The following is a 19,684-nucleotide window of genomic DNA, read 5'->3' on the forward strand; positions in this document are numbered from 1 at the left end:
GCATGCCCGTGGCCGAACGACCTCAGACAGACCATCAACGAAGCGTAACCGAGAATGTGCGAGCTCTCGCGGAAGATCGAGAGCTCGCTCGCCTGTCTTCGGAATGGCTCAATCGGAGTGCTCTAAGCCGGTACTCCTACAACTTCGAGTGGCTCGGCCGACCGATCATCCAGTACCCGCAGGACATCGTTTGTCTGCAAGAGTTGATTTGGGCGGTTAAGCCCGACGTAATCGTCGAGACAGGAATCGCCCATGGGGGTTCCCTGATCCTCACCGCGTCCATGCTCGCGCTGCTCGACATGTGTGACGCAATCACCAACGACACGTCCCTCGACCTGCGAACTCCCAGTCGGCAGGTCATCGGTGTCGATATCGAGATACGTCCGCACAATCGTGCCGCGATCGAAGCCCATCCACTGTCGCGGTACATTTCGATGATTGAAGCGTCGAGCATTGAGCCGGCAACGATTCAACAGGTTCACAAACTGGCGCGCGGCCGTGGGGCTACGCTCGTCTGCCTCGACAGCAATCACACCCATGAGCATGTCCTTGCTGAATTGGCCGCCTATGCACCCCTGGTGACGCCGAATAGCTATTGCGTGGTATTCGACACCGTCGTCGAGGACATGGGCGCGGATGCTTTCCCCGACCGGCCGTGGGGCCGAGGCAACAACCCAAAGACGGCGGTGTGGGAGTTTGTGGAATCGCATCCCGAGTTCGAGATTGACCGCGACATCCAGCACAAGTTGCAGATAACCGTGGCGCCTGATGGATTCCTGCGCCGCGTGCGCTGAAGCCGCGATCCAGTCATAGGCCACCGAGGCTGTGCCAAGGCTTGCCGGGTTGTCTTGTACAGACCATTGATCGTCTCGGCCAGCGCATTGTCATAGGAGCTGCCGACCGCTCCGACCGAGGGTTGGATGCCTGCCTCGGCGAGCCGCTCGTTGACCGGATGGACGTATACTGAGAACCCCGATCTGTATGGTGGACAACATCGTTCAGATCGAGCACACCTTCTTGGTACTGCGCGACATTCAGTTGCCCCTCGACATTGGGCGCAGACCGGCCTTGTACCGCTGATACAACGCGGTGAATACTCTCCCATAGGCCACGCGCCAGTTGAGTAGCACGAGCCGAGACAATAGTGACACCCTGTCGGTCAGGGGGAAAGACTTAGCCAATTTGAGCGCATAGGCCGAGAAAGTGAAGAACGGCAGTACAGCTTCGATGCGGCGGCCTCGGAGAACACGGTATGCGTCCGCGCGGCTACTGGCTCCCGACACGCCGAGTTCCATCCAGCCGTCATCGGTTCGATTTATGTTTCCCCGCGAGGCAAGGAACAGATCGATCGCCCAATCTGCCGCCCAGAATGACTGACCGATGACATCACATTGGCGCAGGATCGCGGTCCGAACCACAGAGTAGTACACAGCTTGAGATTGCCAGCAGTGATCCATAAAGCCCGCAAAGCGTTCGCCCGGAGTGCCGACAAGCGAGAAGGTGACATTGTCCGCTTCAGCCTGCCCCATGAACCTGTTCGGGCAGGTTGACGCTACATAGTCGGCATTTTCCTCCAGGAAGTTGATATTCAATTCCAAGAAATTGTCTGACCGCGTATCGTCTGCGGCAAGCCAATGAAAATATTCACCGACTGCTTCATCCAAAACGAACTTGAAATTGGCAGCGGCGCCAATATTGTTTTCTTGGCGAAGGTATTTTATTCGGGGATTGATTGCAACCATTTCTCGACAGATTTGAGCAGTATTATCTGTGGACGCATTGTCGGAGATGATTACCTCGTAGTCACGGAACGACTGAGAACATATAGATTTGAGAGCCTGCTCAAGAGACGCCCCGCCATTGTAGACGGGAATGCCGATGCTTATTCGAACTTGGCCATTCACGTTCACTTCTTCCTGCACAGGAACCCGCGATCCTGCGCGCGGTCAAGCGCGGCGAAATGGTATGAGTATCGAGCACTAGTGGACGCGGAAATCCATTGAGAAGAAAGGAGCGTAAGCTCTTGGGTTTTGCCCTGTTCGGCGACTTCCTCGGCACATTCAGCGCCAAGTTTTTCGCGCTCGTTCACAGGCGCTTTCCCATCTCAATTCGCACTTCCTACTCTTCTGCCTATGCCGAAACCGACATCCTCGAACGGCGCAGCATAACTTCGCCGCACAAACGCCTGCGCCGCCATGTGGATCACCAGAGCCGGGTTGTGCGATGCGCAATGACTCCACGAGTTTAACGGCTCTTCCGAAATGAGAGTGCGTGGTTGGTTGATCACGGTGGTTGCGTGTCGCTGAGTTGAGGTGGGGCCTCGGTGGGTGACGATTCGGGTTCCTATATTCGACCACCACACCGCCGAGGTTGCCCGTGTTTGAGGCCAGTGCCCGCCCGCTCAACGTTGTTGCCGACACGATCATGCGCACGATTGAGTTTGGAGGTGACGATCGCTGGTGCGGCGATCGCCGAGGAGCTGACCTGGATCGACTGCCGCCCGGTCCAACGCGATCCGGTCTGTCCGACGTGCGGTGAGCCCGGCCAACTGCGTGATCATGTCGAACGAATGCCAATCTGCCGGTGGTGGGCCATCGACCCGGTTGCGGGTGCGCCTGCCCAGCTTCACCTGCGGCAACGACAGGTGCACGATGACGATCTTTCGCCAGCGCACCGAAGGGGGTTGGATTGCTCATCGGTCCAAACGTGGCGTACGTTCGGACTGTTCTCTCCTTCGGTACTTTTGGTGGTGCGGACGATCCCCAGGAGGGTTTATTGCGAGCGCTTGTCTGCGGCATTTCAGGCCAAGATGGCGCTTATCTGGCGCGCCTGCTGCTCGACAAAGGTTACGAGGTAATCGGCACCTCGCGAGACGCTCAGATCGGTGGCTTCCCCAACCTGGTGCGGCTCGGAGTCCGGGATCGTGTTCGCCTGGAATCCATGGCGGCCAATGACTTCCGCAGCGTGCTCAACGTACTGCGGGAAACCGAACCCCAAGAGATCTACAACCTAGCCGGCCAAAGCTCAGTCGGGCTATCGTTTGAACAGCCGGTGGAAACCCTGGACAGCATGGCCGTCGGCACGATCAACCTGCTCGAAGCGATACGTTTTCTAGATAAGCCCGTCCGCTTTTACAGCGCCGGCTCCAGTGAATGCTTCGGAGACACCGAAGGCCAACCGGCAAATGAGCAGACACCCTTTCGCCCCCGCAGCCCTTACGCCGTAGCGAAAAGCACAGCACACTGGCTGGTCGCCAACTACCGGGAGGCATACGGGCTGCACGCCAGCACCGGCATATTGTTCAACCATGAATCCCCTTTGCGCCCCGAGCGTTTCGTGACCAAGAAGATTGTGGCCGCCGCGGTCCGCATCGCCGAAGGCGAGCGCTCACGTTTGACGCTGGGGAACATTGCCATCAAACGAGACTGGGGATGGGCACCTGAATATGTCGAGGCGATGTGGCGCATGTTGCAACAACCCAGCGGCTCAGACTTCGTGATCGCCACCGGACAATGCCACACCCTCGAAGAATTCGCACAGACCGCCTTTAATCACCTCGGCCTTGACTGGCGAGAACATACCGATCTTTCCGAGGCGCTTAGGCGCCCTTCTGATCTCGCCGGAGGGCTCGGCGATGCGTCCCGAGCCCGAGACGTTCTCGGTTGGTCGCCGACCTACCGAATGCAGGACGTCGTCAAAGCCATGGTTGAGGCCGAGCACACGGGAGTGAAGCCCCTATGAAAGTCGCATTCGACCATCACATCTTCGCTTACCAGCGATACGGTGGGGTTTCACGCTATTTCGTCGAACTGGCAAGCCGCCTTCCCGCCCACGGCGTGGAGGCATCGGTCATCGCCCCACTGCACATCAACAACTACCTGGCGAACGACTCCCGTGGCCTCACGCGGGGCAAGTACGTGCGCTCCCAATTCGCGGGCGTCCCCCTTGCGCTCGGACTGACAAACCGGTTGGCCGCACCCCTAGCATGGCGGGGAGCCAATCCCGACATCGTGCACGAAACCTATTTCTCCGCCAAACCATTTGGTAAGGCACGGCGCCGCGTCCTCACGGTCTACGACATGATCCACGAGCTCTTCATGCCTAACGCCAAACTTGCGATTGCCGCCAAGCGCGCGGCGGTGAAACGCGCCGACCACATCATCTGCATCTCCGAGAACACCAGGCAAGACCTGGTGCGCCTTCACGATATCGACCCGGCGCGCACCAGTGTCGTGCACCTTGGCTATTCGCTGACTGCCGAAGCTGACCCGGCCGAGGACGGTTTACGCGGACAAAGACCGACGCTCTTGTACGTCGGACTGCGAGGGGGCTATAAGAATTTCAGCACGTTGTTGCAGGCGTATAGCAGCTCGCCGGTACTGCGGGAATTCGATTTGATAGCCTTCGGCGGCCCCCCGTTGCGCCGCGACGAGCAGGAAGAAATCAATCGGCTGGGGATCGGCGACCAGGTGCGTTTCGAGTCAGGCTCCGACCGCGAACTCGCGGCACATTACCAGGCGGCCGCCGCGTTCATCTGCCCCTCAAAATACGAAGGATTCGGGATTCCACCCCTCGAAGCCATGAGCCACGGGTGCCCGGTTGTGTGCAGCAACGCAGGATCGATCCCCGAAGTAGTCGCAGACGCCGGCGTCTATTTCGATCCCAATAGCCCCGAGGAATTACGCACTACTCTTGAGCGCGTCGCAACCGACGAGGCGCTGCAAGCAGACCTGCGAGCGCGTGGATATGAACGCATCGCCGCCTTCTCCTGGGACAAGTGCGCCGCAGACACCGCACGAATCTATCGCGAAATCGTCTGATTGAAGGACCGTGCGCAACCCGCTGCCTGGGCACCTTGTTGACTTGGCCCATTCTCCGCGGTCAACCACTGCCGAGCACCATCAGTAATCGGCGCCGCCGTCGCCGACAGTGCCGACGACGCAGGGGCGACATCGCTCACGCGGTAGGCTGCCCGCTGGTTTCACAGTCTTCTTCACACTGGAGATGCGCCGATTAGCTAGTCTCAGCACAACGACCAGACCCATTCGAAGTCAAGGAACGCAAGGCTGGGACCAACAATGAGATTTGCCCTGGCGAGTTACGGAACTCGCGGCGACATCGAGCCGTCCGCCGCTGTGGGCCGCGAACTGCTGCGCCGCGGGCATGACGTTCGCCTGGCCGTCCCCCCCGAACTCGTTGGCTTTGTCGAGTCGATCGGGCTGGCGGCGGTCCCCTACGGCCCCACGGTGCAGGAGTTCCTCGACGAGGAATTTCTGCGGAACATGTGGTCGGATTCCTTCCGCCATCCGATCAGGTCGATACTCAAGATTTGGGAACCGCTCATCAAGTTCTGGGGCGATACCAGCACGACGCTGAAGTCGCTGGCGGAAGACGCCGACCTACTCACCACCGGCCTGAATTTCGAGCAGGCCGCCGCCAATGTGGCTGAGTACTACGACATTCCGTTGGCCTCGTTCCATCACTTCCCCATGCGCGCCAACGGCCAGCTGGTGCCGAGCATGCCGTCGCCGCTGGTCCGCTCGACGATGACGACGCTCGAGTGGCTGTTTTGGCGCGCGACAAAAAAGATCGACAACGCGCAGCGCCGAGAACTCGGGCTGCCCAAGGCGACACGCCGTTCCCAGCGACGGATCGCCGACCGCGGTTGGCTGGAAATCCAAACCTACGACGACGTGTTCTTCCCCGGCTTGGCCGCCGAATGGGCGAAATGGGGCAGCCGCCGTCCGTTCGTCGGCGCCCTGACGATGGAGTTGACGACCGACGCCGACGACGACGTCGCCTCGTGGATCGCCTCGGGGACACCCCCCATCTGCTTCGGGTCGGGGAGCATACCGGTCGAATCCCCCACCGCCACCGTCGAAATGATCGGCGCGGCGTGCGCACAGCTGGGCGAGCGGGCTCTGATTTGCTTCGGCGGAACGGAATTCAGCGACGTGCCGCATTTCGACCACGTCAAAGTCGTCGGACCGGTGAACTACGCGTCCATCTTTCCCGCCTGCCGTGCCGTCGTTCATCACGGCGGTTCGGGCACCACCGCCGCGAGCCTGCGAGCGGGCACCCCGACCCTGGCCCTGTGGAGTTCGGCCGATCAGCCGTATTGGGCGGCCCAGATCAAACGCTTGAAAGTAGGTGCCGCCCGGCGCTTTTCGGCCACCACCCGAGAATCTCTGGTGTCGGATTTGCACACCATCCTCGCCCCAGACTACGCGACCAGAGCCCGGGAACTCTCCGCCCGGATGAGCAAGCCCGCCGAGAGCATCGGGACCACCGCCGACCTCTTGGAGGAAGCCGTCCGCCGGAAAGTGGTTGGCTGAGGCCGCTTCATCGCCGCCCGGCGGGCGTGGAATTCATCCGGCTGGCGACCGCCTTGAGCGAATCGGGCAGGAAGCGCAGGGCCACACCCACGGTTTTGGTGGTCAACGAGCCACCGACGACCCTGCGGTCGCCCCGCATCATCGCCTCGAAGCCCTGCCTGGCGACCTCGGCCGGGTCGTCCTTCGGCTTTTGCCCCGCGCGTGTCTCGTCCATACCCGCGCGGTTGAAGAAGTTGGTCTCGATGGTGCCGGGTAGCAGGGAGGTGATAGTGATTCCGGTATCACGCAATTCGTCCTGCAACGCCCCGGCGAAGGACTGAACGAACGACTTGGAGGCATGATAAACGGCCTCGAAAGGTCCGGGCGCCATCGACGCCAGCGACGAGGTGAGCAGCACCTTCCCCGCGTCGCGCCGCGTCATGTTACGCAGCACGAGCTTGGCCAGGTGCACGGTCGACTTCACGTTGAGGTCGATGATGGATATGTCGTGTGCCAGGTCGCCCTCGACGAAACTCCCGCCGCCGCCGATGCCGGCGTTCAGCGCGGCCGCGTCGAGCGGCCGATCACCTTCTGCGACCTGCTGATAGAGCTGTTCGACGCCTTCCGGGGTACGTAGGTCAACCTGTACAGGCCGCACATCAACGCCCCACCGGGACAACGTGGTGGACGCCGGGTAGATGCCGTCGTTTTCGGCGGCCACCACCAGGTCATATCCCCGCTGGGCGAAAAGCTCCGCTAGCTCGAGACCGATTCCACTGGACGCGCCCGTGATCAATGCTAATGCCATAACAGAGGCCTACCCGTGTGAAAGACCATGAAACCCGATCGGGCAACAACGGGCGATCCAGCGAGCTAAAAACGTTGGGAGAAGGCCTGTTTCGCCTAGCGAGCCGGCTTGATGAGCAGGCCCTGGCCGGTGGGCAGTGTACAGATCTTCACACCCAGTTCGCCGGCGACCTGGTCCATGGCGGCGCGCTGCTCGTCGCGTCCCCGGTTCGCGTAGTCATCCAGCAGCACGAAGGCGCCGGGAGTGAGCCGCGGCCAAAAGAACCGCAGCGCAGCGACTTCGGGGCGAGCGCAGTTCATGTCGATGTGCAGGTACGCCACCGACGGCGCATCGACCTGCTCGAGTGTCTCCGGAACCGCGCCGACGATGATGCGCTGGTTTTTCCATTCCGCGAAATTGGCGCGGACGCTGTCCACCCCGTTGACGTACATCCCGTTGCGCAGGTGTCCTTTGCTGGTCTCCAGCGCCCCGGCCTGGCGTTCGTTCTCGGTGACGAACCGCGGGTCGAGACCGGCGAAGGTGTCGAGCAGGTAGAACGTCTTGCCCAGCCGATCCCAGTCGAGGTACTCCATGATCGCGCTGCTCAAAAACCCGTAACTGACGCCGCACTCGACGAAGTCGCCCTCGAGCTGGCTGGCGCTGGCCGCCGCCCACAGCCCCACGTGCACGCGCCACTGCCACTGGTACCAATCCTCGTTGCCGAGGGAGCGGGCACCACGCTGGTAGGCACGCCGGAATTCGGGATCATCGAGGAACGCATGAAAGTTGTTGAACGTGATCAACGCATCGTTGGCGTAGACGTCAGGCAACAGCGTGCGCGCGAGCCAGTATTCGGTGCGCACCCACCACATCCGCAGGCGGGTGCCGGTTGTCAGCCCAGTTGCCACGGCGGCAACCATAGCATCGGCGCGTGCCGTCCCCGGGGGGAACGGAAGCGGTTCATCATGATCGTGTTTCGCCTACCCTGCACCAAAGGGCAAACCATCTCGTACACCTAATGTTTCAGCGTTCTCTTCAGGACTTACGCCACAGCACGCCGGTGCCGTCGATCTCGACGATCTCGTCGGTTATCCCATGCTTGGCGCGGTAGTCCGTCACGGCCTGCGCGCACGCCTTGATCGCGTGGTAGTCGTCGACGATACAAAAGCCTCCGGGCGCCAGCCGCGGGTAGAGCGCGTCGAGCGCCTGAATCGTCGACTCGTAAAGGTCGCCGTCGAGCCGGAGCACGGAAATGCGGTCGATCGGGGCGTCCTGCAGGGTGTCCTTGAACCAACCCGGAAGAAAACGCACCTGGTCATCCAGCAACCCGTAGCGCTCGAAATTCGCCTTGACGTGCTCTTGGGGCACCCCCAGGATGCGCGCGTGGCGATGCAGCCTGATCCCTTTATCCGCTTTGTAATTGACGGTGTCGGGGGGCGGGACTCCGGCAAACGAATCGCACAACCATACGGTGCGCTTCTCGTCGCCGTATGCCGCCAACACGGCACGCATCAAGATGGAAGCGCCGCCGCGCCACACGCCGCACTCGACCAGATCGCCGGGCACGTCCTCTTGCAGGACCGTCTCCACGCAGTGCTGCAGACTGGTGAGCCGCTGCATCCCGATCATCGTCAAGGCATCGGCCGGCCAGTCCAGGCCCAAGTCGCGCGCCTGTTTGTTGAACGGCCGTTTGCGCACCAGCAGCAGGTTGCGCGTACTGAACAGGGGGCGCCCCAGGCGGTACAGCCCCACCGGCACCAGCTCGTCGCTGCCGTATCTGGTGAGGTCGCGCCGGAGCAGATCGAGGTATGCGAACCGCGTGTCGTGATCAGTCACGGCCAAAACTACCCCCAACTCCGCGTGCCAGTAATACCGGTAGAGAGCCTAGACGTCCCTCGATGCCATCAATGCGTTTCGCAGTGTATCCGTCACCGTCTGCTCAGCGACTTCGCTCTGTCGATACCCCGGGAACACAGCGCCCCGAACGAGCGAATTCTTCCAGCAGATCGACGGCGCGCCCTGCGCTCTCGGCGGGTTTGGTCATCCGGGTCGCCAGTTCACGGGCGCGGGTGGCGTACTCCGGGGCAAGGATCGTCCGCAGATCGGCAATCAGAGTTTCGGGGGTGGAGCTCGAGAACCGTCGGGATGTGCCGACCTTCAGGTGTTTGACGCGCGACCCCCACATCGGCTGGTCGCCTGCCGTCCAGAGGATCAGCGAGGGGATCCCCGCGCGCAGGCCGGCGGCCGTGGTGCCCGAGCCACCGTGATGAACGACCGCGCGACAGGCGGGAAAGATTTTCGTGTAGTTGACCACGCCGACGACCTTGACGTGATCCAGGTGGGGAACGTCGCTGAAGTCGCTCCAGCCGGAGCAGATCAACGCCCGCTCCCCCAGCTCCGCGCAGGCGGCGCCGATCATTCTCACCGTGTCGGCGGGCGACTCGGCGACCGGCATGCTGCCGAAGCCGAAGCAGATCGGAGGGGTGCCCTGGGCGATCCACCCCAACACCTCGTCGTCGCATTCGGTCGTCAGTTCCATGGTCAGCGAGCCCACAAACGGCCGCTGACCACCCCACTTCGCCCATTCGTGGGCCAGTCGGGGGAAGCAAACGTCGTCGTAGGCCTGGATTTCCAGCGACCCCCGCTCGGCGATCCGCCGCGGCGAGGCCACCGTTGCGGTGGGGAGGCCGAACTCGCGCCGCTGACGATCCTCGGCCTTCTTGTTCATCCGCCAGCACATCCAGTCGTACACGGCCATTCCGGTGCGGACCATGGGCCCGGGCACCCCCGGAACAACCTGGCCGTTGGGCCGCATCGGGATGTAGTGCAATGTGGCCATCGGGATGCCGTAATAGTCGGCGACGTTGATCGCCAAATCCTGGTAGAGCTGCCCGGTGAACAGCAAATCGGCTCCGGCGCCCACCGACATCAGCGCCGAGCTCATTTCCTGCCAGTTCTTCAGTACCGGTTCCCAGGCTTCCCGTATCAACTTGACCGGGCCCCGGAGGAAATTCTTGAAGAAGTCGCGGATGAACTCGTCGCTCCAAAAGTCATGCATATCCGGCCCGTACGGGATCGCCGGGACACCGGCCTCCTCGGCCAGATCGACAAGATTGGGCGGCACGGCCATGCGTACCGAGTGGCCTCTGCGTATCAGCTCACGACCGATGGTGAGGCAAGGCTCGATATCGCCACGCGTCCCATAGCTTGCCACAGCAAATTTCATCGCGACTGTTACCTTAATCAATCTCCGACGGCACGGGCAACTTTGACTGCGGCGTTTCCGCTCGGTAATCTGCGGCCCGCCATTGGTCCCGTGGTTTCGTCAGAGGCATTTGGTTGTCGTTGTTTCGCAATGGATTTGAGGGCCCGCGCCCGAGCGGGATAGTACGCGCACCGGCGAGCCGAGTGCGACGAAGCCAACCTCATCGCCCTAGCCCCCCGGTAGTCGAGATATGACGACCCTTGGGCAGGTATGGCCGACCCCCGGGCGTCGTCGCCTGTTCTCACGTCAGTGTGCCAGACGATCCACATCGTGTCTTGAAAAGCGAGAAGTCGTACCGGTTGCCTGCGTACGCCGAAAGGCCACCGGATTTGGCCGTTTCCCCAGTACAACTGCCATGAGCCGGCCGGACGATCAGGCGCGACTCCGCGAGCTGACGAACTGCTCCACGACGTCGGCGGCCTTGATTACACTGTCCGCCGGCTTGGTCATCCGGGCGGCGATCTCGCGAGCGCGCCGGGCGTAATCCGGGGCGAGGATCCGGCTCAGATCCCCCACTAGTGATTTGCGATCGGTGGCCGAAAATCGCCGTGTGGTACCAACTTTCAGCCGTTTGAGCTGAGCGCCCCAGATGGTCTGGTTGGCGTCCATCGACAGGATCAGCGTGGGGACCCCGGCGCGCAGGCTGGCCGCGGTGGTTCCCGAGCCGCCGTGATGAACGACCGCGCGGCAGGCGGGAAAGATCGTCGCATAGTTCACCGGGCCCACCACCTTGACGTGATCGGGAAGGGGGACGCCGCTGAAGTCGCTCCTGCCGGCGCAGAGCAACGCCCGCTCGCCCAGCTGCGTGCAGGCGGAGCTGATCATGTCGACGGTGTCGGCCGGAGATTCGACCGGCATGCTGCCGAATCCGAAGCAGATCGGCGGTGTCCCCGCGTGGATCCAGGACATCACGTCGTCGTCGGCCTCGGTGGTCAGCTCCATCGTCAGCGTGCCGACAAAGGGTCGCAGGCCGTCCCATTTCGCCCATTCGTCGGCCAGCCCGGGAAAACAGGCCTCGTCGTAGGCCTGGATTTCCAGCGATCCGCGGTCGGCGATCCGCCGCGGTGACGGCGCTGTCGCCTTCGGCAGCCCGAGTTCCCGGCGCTGGGTGTCCTCGACCTTTTTGTTCAGGCGCCAGCAGTACCAGTCGAACGCCGTCATTGCCGAGCGGGCCAGCGGCGGCGGCAGCATCGAAACGACCTGGCCGTTGGGCCGCATGGGGACGTGATGCAGCGTGGCCAGCGGAAGGTCGTAATACTCCGCGACGTTGGCGGCGGTCTCCTGGTAACTCTGCCCGGCGAACAGCAGGTCGGCGCCGTCCGCCAGCGACATCAGCGTGGTGTTCATCTGCGCCCAGCACTGGTCACTGAGATCCCACATCTCGCGCCACATGCCGCGCATCTCCTGGATCTTCCAGAATCCGCGGAAGAACGAGGTCCAGAAGTTGCGGTAGACGTCCAGCCAGGCCTGCGATTCCAGCCCGTAAGGGACCGCGGTCAGACCCGCCGCTTCGGTGAAGCTCACCGAGTCGGGCGGGACGGCCATGACCATGTCATGCCCTCTGCGCTGCAGTTCACGGGCGACAACCACGGAAGGCTCGATATCGCCGCGCGTTCCATAGCTGGCGAGCACACATTTCATCGCGGATCAAAGCCCTTCGGTTGCGCCATCACGGTGATGCACCGATCACTTTAAATAGCGCCGAATCCCCACTGCACCGGTTTGCGCGATCGTCACGGCTTGCGCCACAGCACGCCGGTGCCGTCGATTTCCTCGATCTCTGCGGTGACGCCGTGAGCCGTGCGGTAATCCGCTACGGCCTGCCGACATGCGTCGATGGCGTGGTAATCGTCGATGATGCAATACCCGCCCGACGAGAGTCGCGGGTAGAGGGCATCGAGGGCCTGGATCGTCGACTCATAAAGGTCACCATCGAGCCGCAGGACGGAAATGCGATCGATCGGCGCATCCTGCAGCGTGTCTTTGAACCACCCCGGAACAAAACGAACGCGGTCATCGAGCAGCCCGTAGTGTTCGAAATTCGCCCTGACTTGCGCTTCGGATACCGCGAGCACCCCGGCGGCGCGATGCAAGTTGATGCCTTTGTCCGCTTCGTAGTGCGCGGTGTCCGGTGGCGGCACCCCTTCGAATGAATCGCATAGCCACACGGATCGCTTCTCGTCCCCGTAGGCGGACAACACGGCGCGCATCAGAATCGACGCCCCACCACGCCACACCCCGCACTCGACCAGGTCACCGGGGACGTCTTCCGTCAGAACCGTTTCCACGCAGCGCTGCAGGCTGGTCAACCGCTGCATGCCGATCATCGTCAGTGCGTCGGCCGGCCAATCCAGGCCCAACTTCCGGGCGTGCTCGTTGAACGGACGCTTGCGGACCAGCATCAGGCTGCGGGTGCTGAAGAGACGGCGCCCCAGACGGTCCCAGCCCACCGGCACCAACTCGTCGCTGCCGTACCGGGTGAGGTTACGTCGCAGCAGGTCAAGATACGCGGATCGGGTATCGAGGAACGGAGACCGCATGTCACGATCGGTCACGGTCAAGGCTGCCCCCTGGTTCAAATGAAAGACTGGCGGTGAGTGATCCGTCCCTGCCCCTACCGGGGAGTAGCAACCATCATAGGCGTAAAAAAGCACTGCTTCGGCTACCGCCAGCCGCTCCAGGCCGGACCTCTTAGCGCTGTCCCGCCTGTTCCACGACGCGACGGCCGGATTCGTTCGACGCGGCCTCGGGCCGTTCGGCGATCCAGTCGAGCAGCGCGCGCAAACCGTCATCGAGCGACCCCGCGGGGCGCCAGCCGAGCTCGTTGATCGCCGGCTCGATGTCGCAGCTCGCGGCGCGTACGTCGCCGTCGCGGAATTTCGCGACGACGGTCGGTTCGGGCGCGCCGCACATGGCGGCGATCTTGTTGGCCAACTCGTGGATGGTGGTGGCCTGGCCGGACCCGATGTCGAGGCAGCGCGGCTGGGTTGCCGGGCGCTGGACCGCCGCGAAGAGGGCATCGACGACGGCGTCGATGTAGACGAAATCGCGCACGATGCGGCCGTCTTCGTATACCTCCAACGCAAGCCCCTGGCGCGCCAGCCGCGCGAAGAGGGCGACGATCCCGGTGTACGAATTGGTCAGCGACTGGCCGGGACCGTAGACGTTCTGCAAACGCAGCACGCTGAGGTTGGTGTCGTGCGCGGACGTCCACGCGGCCAACAGGTGCTCTTGGGCGAGTTTGGTCGCGGCGTAGACGTTGGTGGGCCGGGGTTCGGTTCGGTCGGCGCGGCTCGGCAGCGGCACCGCCTCTTCACCCGCGGGGCCTTGCGGATCCCAGAGACCCGCGACGAGTTGCGCGTGGCTGCGGGGTCGCGGGTAGAAGATCTGCGAGCCGGACTGCCATGAGCCCTCGCCGTACACCGCCCTCGATGACGCCAGGACGAGTTGTTCGGGCACGTGTCCCGAGCGGCTCAAGGCGTCGAGAAGCTGGGTGGTTCCCACGACGTTCACCGAGCCGTGCCGCGTCGCCTCGGACAGCGATTGCGCGGTGCCCGTCTCGGCGGCCAGGTGGACGACCTGGGACGGACGGAACAACCGCAGCACCGCGTCGAAGTCGGGCGCGTGCGTGACGTCCCCGGTGAACAACCGCACCGACTCCGGCAGCTCGATCGGCCGATCTCCCCCGTGCACCTGTGGATGCAGCACGTCCATCACGGCGACGTCGTATCCGGCCTCGATGAGACGACGGGCGAGCGCCGACCCGATGAATCCCGCCCCACCGGTGATGAGCACGGACGCTGACACGAATCGACGCCTTCCGTTCGGATGCTGAGGAAAATATGCGATCGGCACACTCGCCGAGATCGCCATCCGGTCGATCATATCGGGCACTTACCGCCGCATCCGACGATTCTGCCAAGCAGATCGCCGGCGCATCGGGGCGCGCCACATGCACGAAAAGGCGCTACGCCCAAGTCCCCCTGTGCCGGTGGGCCAGTGCGACGACCTCCATCACCGGCCTCGCGATGGCCGGCCGCAAAACCCGGAACAGCATGCTGTTGGACAAGCCGTGAAAATCCTCGTACGCCTTACGGAAATCACGCTCGCTCGCCCGGTAGGACTCGAAAACGCGGTCCAACGTTGACGTGTCGATGGGGTCGTCCTGCGCGGCCTCGCGAAGCGCTTCGTAGATCGTGGAAATCCAATCGGCGCCGAAAAGATCCGTCACCGGGCCGCAGTGCCGCTGCCGATGCAGACCAGGGGTGAGGAATCGCTCAACGGCGTCCTCGTCCTGGGCATGCAGTTCGACCGGCAGTTCCGCGGAGATGCGCTTCATTTCCCGGCGCCAGTCGTCGAGGAGGTTCGCGTAGTCGACGAAAACCCGCGGTACGCCGCGTGAATTTCGTTCGGCCAGGATGTTGCATTTCAACCACAAGGCGCTCGCGAGCGCGGGAGAGACGTGCCAGGCCTTCGCGATCGACGAAATGACCTCTTGCGGATGACGTACCGCGATCACCGAGGCGACGTCGAACCCCGCCATGCGCGCCGCCTCGAACCACAGGTTGGACAGTGTCGTGATCCTCGGTTCTTTGATCACCACGAGCGGCGCCGCCGGCAGCGTGGACAGATATTCGGCGACTTTGGCGATGCAGGCCTTGCTCTCCTTGTCGGGCGAACCTCGATCGAGAAAGCGAAGTGAGGGGTCGTACCAATTGGTCCCGAGACGGCGCAGGATCGTTTCGTTGAGCGAGATGGCCGCTCGCGGTTCCCAATACCCGAGCGGATTGTTGGCGTCGGCGCCCAGCATCGCGGCCGGCAGCGTGCCACCGCACAGCGAGAGCACCCGGGTGAGCGCCGATGTTCCCGACCGTTGCGGTCCCAGCACGAAGAGGGCGACCGGGCGGTTCCCGGAGCCGACCTGGTTGGGGGAAGTCAAGGCGTTTTCGACGGGCTTGGTGATGCGGGCCAATCTCATCGCGAATCCAAACCTTTCACTGGTCGCGCACGTGGGCGACTTTCGGAGTTCGGTTGATATCCAGGGGTTTCCGAGGTGGTGTACGCGCGATCAACGCGCAGCAACCGTTCGAAATTGACACCGTCGCGCGTGCCACGATGTCAGAGACCAAATCACAGCCTGCTCAACGACTTTGGCAAAGAGAAGGCGATACCGCACTCCTCTTGCGGAGTCAGGCTTGACTTGTGACCGGCAACTTCTGCCCCCCGGTGAGAACCATCAATCATTGCGCCCGCTAAGGACTATAACCCGACCACACGATCCAGGCGGCGCTTTTACGAAACTGTTTTGCGTACTTAATCTTTGGAGTCTTTTGTCTACGCCCAGGCTCCCCGGCGCCGGTGCACCATCGCGGCGACCTCGAGGATCCGCTTCACGATGAACGGCCTGAACACCCGGCGAACCAAGCTGTTGGTGCGGGCGTGGAATTCCGTGAACGCCATGCGGAAATCACGCTCGCCCGCCTGATACGACTCGAAAACCCGGTCCAGGGTCGCTACGTGCAGGGGGAAGTCCTGCGCGGCCCCGCGCAGTGCCTCATAGACGGCGGAGATCCAGTCCGCGCCGAAATGGTCCGCCACCGGGCCGCCGTATCGCTGGCGTCGAAGTTCGGGGGTGAGAAACTCCTCGACGGCGCTTTCGTCGACGGCGTCCAAATCGATTTCCAGCGTGGCGGCAATGCGCTTCACCTCTCGTTTCCAGTCGTCGAGGAGGTTGCCGTAGTCGACGAACACGCGCGGCATACCGCGGGTGTGCCGCTCGGCGAGCAGGTTGTATTTGAGCCACAAGGCGCTCGACAGCTCCGGCGAGGTGTCCACGTATTTCGCCGCCGAGGCGACAACCTCTTGCGGGTGGCGCACCGCAATCACGGCGGCGATGTCGAAGCCGACCTGGCGCGCCGCCTCGAACCAGAGGCCGGACAGCGCCGTGATCCTCGGCTCCTTGATGACCACCAGCGGCGCCGTCGGCAGTGTGCCCAGATACGCCGCGATCTCCGCGATGCAGGCCGCCTTCTCTTCGGCGCCGAACGCGCACTCCTCCTGCAGGCGAAGCGTCGGGTCGTACCAGTTGCTGCCGTGGCGGCGCATGATCGTTTCGTTGAGCATGATCGCGGCGCGTGGCTCCCAATAACCGCGCGGGTTGTTGCCGTCGGCGCCGCACATTCCGGCCGGCAGCGTGCTGCCGCACAGCGACAAGACCCGGGTCAGCGCCGACGTCCCGGACCTCGCCATTCCCAGCACGAACAGCGCAACCGGACGGACGGCGGTTGCTTGGCCGGCGGATGACTCTGGGAGATCGGCGGGTTGGCTGGTCCGGGGAGCTGTCATCGGTGGCCCACACTTTCAGTTGCGCGTCATGCGGCCCCCGGGATCACGGGTCATTATGCATGAATTTGCAATTTGCGGGGCAAAGTTCAAATACGCGCTTCCGGCAACGCCGTCGCCGACCAAGAGGTGCCTACAGCAACGCGCATTAATCGTTTGGTCTGGACGACTTTATCTCACGGTAAAGGTGAGATTGAGTGTCGTGCGGCGCGGAATCCGCGACTCAGTCGCCGGTGACGGTGTGCGCGGACGGTTGTGCGTCAGCGACCACGCCGTCCCATTCACGCGCTTTGCGCTTGAAGCGGGACTTGAGCGCAAGCGCGCGCTTTTCCACCAGGAACCAGCTCAGTGCGGCCAGTGGCAGGGTCGCGACGGCGGCGACCACGGCGAACGCGACGGGAGGCAGGAAGCCCAGCCCGCAGATCACCAACAGCTGCTGCATGGGCCACGCGTAGATGTACACGCCGTAGGACAGGTCCGTACGTAAACGCATGCGCTGGTTGTGGATCAGCGCCCCCGAAACGACGACGGCGTAGGCCAGCGGGAGGGCGGCGAGGACTCGATAGTTCGGCACCAGCAAGCCGGCCACCACCACGATGGCCGCGCTCACGGCAACAAGTGACCATCGGGCGGGAATCAAATCCTGGAATTGATGTAGGACCGCGCCGGCGGCGAAGACGAGGGCGAACCGCGTGATCATCTGCGGGAGCGTCTCCACCGCGCCCACCGGGTACGAAACGAGCGCCGCGGCCACCAAGAACAGTGCGAACACCACCGGAGCGGGCCAGCGGCGTTTGAGGAGTCCGGCCACGCCGGCAATAGCGATGGCGATGTAGCAGAGGAATTCGAAAACGAGGGTCCACAGCACGCCGTCCCACACGCCCGGGAAGGGGACGTTTCGGGGCGTTCCGTCGATACCGGTGTGATACACGTTCAACACGGCGTTGTTCAGCACGTACTCGATCGGCGCGGTAGACAACAGCAGCTTGGCGGCCGAGCCCCCCTGGATCGCCACGCCCAGCGGGGCAATGACGAAAGCCACCACGGCCACGCAGACCCACAGGCCCGGAAAAATCCGAAGAACGCGGGCGACGAAGTATTCGCGAAGCCGCGGATTGCGCACCCAGCTCGCCGTGATGAGGAACCCCGATATCGCGAAGAATCCGTCCACCCAGAACTGCGTGAGCAGCTGTTCCACCGGTGGGTAGATCTTGCGGCCGGTGAGGAACCAGGAGTGTTGCAGGATGACGCCGGACGCCAGCACCAGTCGCCAAACGTTCAGTGCGTTGTTTCGGGTGTCGAACACCTGGGCGAGCGTCGAGCGCCCCGGTCCTCGCCGCTTTGGGTTGACGGTTGCGTCGGGGCCAGAGACTGCCGGGTTCGCGCTCATCCGACCGATTCTCGCTGCCCGGCGCCCGGGCACCAAAATCGCAGTCCGGTCATCAACACACCCGCGAAGCCAGGATTACCGGCGGGCATTGTTTTCGGGAAACGCCGCGGCAATTCGCAGGAATGAGCTGAGCAAACATCCAGCAAACACTACATCGCACGTAAACAACTGCACATGGGGCTTTCGACCACCGTCATTCGAATCGGCCAGTCGATTTAAGCGCCCCCGTTAATTACGCGGTCGTTTGCATTGCGGGAACGCACCGTCCGGGGGCTCGTGCGCGTTTCGGCGTTAGCCGGCGACGGCCCCAGGCTCGCAGAACGGCGCCCCGAACTCGGTGACCGGGCGGAATCCGCGTTTGCGTGCCTTGTCCGCGGCCCTGCGGATCAGCGCATAAATCCCGACGAATGCCGCATGGTCGGACATCACCAGCGGCGTCAGCAGGCGGTTGTGCACCAACGCGAACGCCACCCCCGAGGCGGGATCGGCCCATCCGACCGAACCGCCCATCCCGACGTGACCGAAGCCGGGCATCACACCGCCGATCGGCAGACTGTGATAACCGAGGCGGAAAGCCAACGGCACGTAGATATTTCGGTCCGGCCGCAGGCTGCGCTCCCCCGTCAGGCTTGCCGTCAGGTCGCGGGAGAGGAATCGGATGCCGTCCACCTCGCCACCGTTGGCGATGGCGCCGTACATCCGCGCCAGGCCGCGCGCCGTGGCGACCCCGTTGGCCGCCGGGATCTCGGCGTCCAGCAGCGGGGTATCGCCCTGAACCGCGGCGACCATGCCCGGGAAATAGATCGACCGGAATCCGCCGGAGAGCTCGTTGGCGACCTTGCGGGAGACGTAGTTGACGAGCGAACTGCCCAAAAGGTTCTGCGGCGCGACGATCTCGGCGACCCGCGTCGGGCACCCGGCCGGCGGCCGGCCCAGGTACAGGCCGTCGACGCCCAGCGGCTCGGCGAGTTCCTCGCGAATCAGCGTGCGCATCCCCTTACCGGTCACCGCCCGACCCAGGCCGGACATTAGCCAGCCGAAGGTCAGCGCGTGGTACGCGGATTTGCCCAGCAGCCGCCCGGGAGCCGCCGCGGCCAGCCGCTCCTCCATCACCACGTGATCGAGGAGGTCTTCCTTGGTGGCGCCGCGCAGACCCGACAGGCCGGCCTGGTGCCGCATCACCTGGCGCACGGTCATCTCGGCCTTGCCGTTGGCCGCGAACTCGCGCCAGTATTCGGCGACGGGGGCGTCGTAGTCGATCAGCCCCCGGTCAGCGAGCCGGTGGATGACGGTGGCGGCCATTCCCTTGGTCGCGGAGAACACCATCGGGGCGGTGTTCTCCGACCACGGCCGCTGGCCACCCCGGTCGGCAAAACCCGTCCAGACGTCCACGACGGGCCGGCCGTCGACATAGACGGCCAACGCCCCGCCACCGAACCGGCGGGCGGGAAACATGCTGGAAAAGCTACGAACGACGCACCCGAAGTGTGAGTCCGCCGCGCCGGACACACGGTGACCTGCGTCAAGGTCATCGTGGACACGGACCGCGCGGCGATTGACTCGGCTATCCACCGTCACACTTTGAA

Annotated in this window: 17 protein-coding genes and 1 pseudogene; 5 read left to right on the top strand and 13 right to left on the bottom strand. The window is 63.4% G+C overall.

What is annotated here, in order from left to right:
* Positions 1-2 precede the first annotated feature (2 nt).
* Positions 3-794 carry a cephalosporin hydroxylase family protein gene (locus AC0KTM_RS14355; RefSeq protein WP_472415944.1) on the top strand — a complete coding sequence of 264 codons (792 nt, stop codon included), beginning with the start codon at positions 3-5 and terminating at the stop codon, positions 792-794.
* A gap of 53 nt (positions 795-847) precedes the next feature.
* Here the strand turns inward: AC0KTM_RS14355 and AC0KTM_RS14360 are convergent.
* Together AC0KTM_RS14360 and AC0KTM_RS14365 are read right to left on the bottom strand one after the other, a co-directional pair.
* Positions 848-993, bottom strand: a pseudogene (locus AC0KTM_RS14360) (IS3-like element IS987 family transposase); the annotation flags it as partial.
* A gap of 41 nt (positions 994-1,034) precedes the next feature.
* Entirely contained in the window at positions 1,035-1,922 is an 888-nt protein-coding gene (locus AC0KTM_RS14365) for a glycosyltransferase family 2 protein (protein ID WP_472415946.1), read from the bottom strand.
* A 101-nt stretch (positions 1,923-2,023) separates the two neighbouring features.
* Here AC0KTM_RS14365 and AC0KTM_RS14370 point away from each other — a divergent pair, with 101 nt between their 5' ends.
* The 4 genes from AC0KTM_RS14370 (at position 2,024) to AC0KTM_RS14385 (ending at position 6,335) form a co-directional block, all read left to right on the top strand.
* Complete coding sequence (locus tag AC0KTM_RS14370) at positions 2,024-2,248, top strand: hypothetical protein (protein WP_472415947.1); 225 nt, start codon at positions 2,024-2,026, stop codon at positions 2,246-2,248.
* Between the two features lie 440 nt (positions 2,249-2,688).
* Positions 2,689-3,741, top strand: a complete 1,053-nt coding sequence (locus tag AC0KTM_RS14375; RefSeq protein ID WP_472415948.1) for a GDP-mannose 4,6-dehydratase — start codon at positions 2,689-2,691, stop codon at positions 3,739-3,741.
* On the top strand, positions 3,738-4,820 hold the full coding sequence (locus tag AC0KTM_RS14380) for a glycosyltransferase family 4 protein (protein ID WP_368834479.1): 1,083 nt from the start codon (positions 3,738-3,740) through the stop codon (positions 4,818-4,820). The genes AC0KTM_RS14375 and AC0KTM_RS14380 overlap by 4 nt, the downstream gene beginning before the upstream one ends.
* 258 nt (positions 4,821-5,078) lie before the next feature.
* The gene (locus AC0KTM_RS14385; RefSeq protein WP_238956220.1) at positions 5,079-6,335 is read left to right on the top strand and encodes a glycosyltransferase; all 1,257 of its coding nucleotides are present in this window, start codon (positions 5,079-5,081) and stop codon (positions 6,333-6,335) included.
* A 7-nt stretch (positions 6,336-6,342) separates the two neighbouring features.
* Here AC0KTM_RS14385 and AC0KTM_RS14390 read toward each other — a convergent pair whose 3' ends face one another.
* The 11 genes from AC0KTM_RS14390 to lipL form a co-directional block, all read right to left on the bottom strand.
* Positions 6,343-7,122: an SDR family NAD(P)-dependent oxidoreductase gene (locus AC0KTM_RS14390; RefSeq protein WP_238956221.1), complete on the bottom strand. Its 780-nt coding sequence runs from the start codon at positions 7,120-7,122 to the stop codon at positions 6,343-6,345.
* 95 nt (positions 7,123-7,217) lie between these two features.
* The gene (locus AC0KTM_RS14395; RefSeq protein ID WP_472415950.1) at positions 7,218-8,021 is read right to left on the bottom strand and encodes a class I SAM-dependent methyltransferase; all 804 of its coding nucleotides are present in this window, start codon (positions 8,019-8,021) and stop codon (positions 7,218-7,220) included.
* A gap of 115 nt (positions 8,022-8,136) precedes the next feature.
* Positions 8,137-8,943 (bottom strand): TylF/MycF/NovP-related O-methyltransferase, encoded by an 807-nt coding sequence (locus AC0KTM_RS14400; protein WP_225327565.1) that lies wholly within the window; start codon positions 8,941-8,943, stop codon positions 8,137-8,139.
* Positions 8,944-9,040: 97 nt separating this feature from the next.
* Entirely contained in the window at positions 9,041-10,327 is a 1,287-nt protein-coding gene (locus AC0KTM_RS14405; RefSeq protein WP_472415951.1) for a glycosyltransferase, read from the bottom strand.
* Between the two features lie 411 nt (positions 10,328-10,738).
* Positions 10,739-12,007: a glycosyltransferase gene (locus tag AC0KTM_RS14410; protein WP_225327563.1), complete on the bottom strand. Its 1,269-nt coding sequence runs from the start codon at positions 12,005-12,007 to the stop codon at positions 10,739-10,741.
* Between the two features lie 92 nt (positions 12,008-12,099).
* Positions 12,100-12,906, bottom strand: a complete 807-nt coding sequence (locus tag AC0KTM_RS14415; RefSeq protein ID WP_472417482.1) for a TylF/MycF/NovP-related O-methyltransferase — start codon at positions 12,904-12,906, stop codon at positions 12,100-12,102.
* Between the two features lie 151 nt (positions 12,907-13,057).
* On the bottom strand, positions 13,058-14,161 hold the full coding sequence (locus tag AC0KTM_RS14420) for an NAD-dependent epimerase/dehydratase family protein (protein WP_225327600.1): 1,104 nt from the start codon (positions 14,159-14,161) through the stop codon (positions 13,058-13,060).
* 172 nt (positions 14,162-14,333) lie between these two features.
* Positions 14,334-15,344 (bottom strand): sulfotransferase family protein, encoded by a 1,011-nt coding sequence (locus tag AC0KTM_RS14425; RefSeq protein WP_238956223.1) that lies wholly within the window; start codon positions 15,342-15,344, stop codon positions 14,334-14,336.
* Between the two features lie 356 nt (positions 15,345-15,700).
* Positions 15,701-16,615 carry a sulfotransferase family protein gene (locus AC0KTM_RS14430; protein WP_225327599.1) on the bottom strand — a complete coding sequence of 305 codons (915 nt, stop codon included), beginning with the start codon at positions 16,613-16,615 and terminating at the stop codon, positions 15,701-15,703.
* A 316-nt stretch (positions 16,616-16,931) separates the two neighbouring features.
* Positions 16,932-18,098: an acyltransferase family protein gene (locus AC0KTM_RS14435; protein ID WP_472415953.1), complete on the bottom strand. Its 1,167-nt coding sequence runs from the start codon at positions 18,096-18,098 to the stop codon at positions 16,932-16,934.
* A 291-nt stretch (positions 18,099-18,389) separates the two neighbouring features.
* Positions 18,390-19,676 carry an esterase/beta-lactamase LipL gene (gene lipL / locus AC0KTM_RS14440; RefSeq protein WP_472415955.1) on the bottom strand — a complete coding sequence of 429 codons (1,287 nt, stop codon included), beginning with the start codon at positions 19,674-19,676 and terminating at the stop codon, positions 18,390-18,392.
* Between the last annotated feature and the right edge of the window lie 8 nt (positions 19,677-19,684).

The sequence above is a fragment of the Mycobacterium sp. NTMscope_Eco_3 genome (assembly GCF_976985685.1).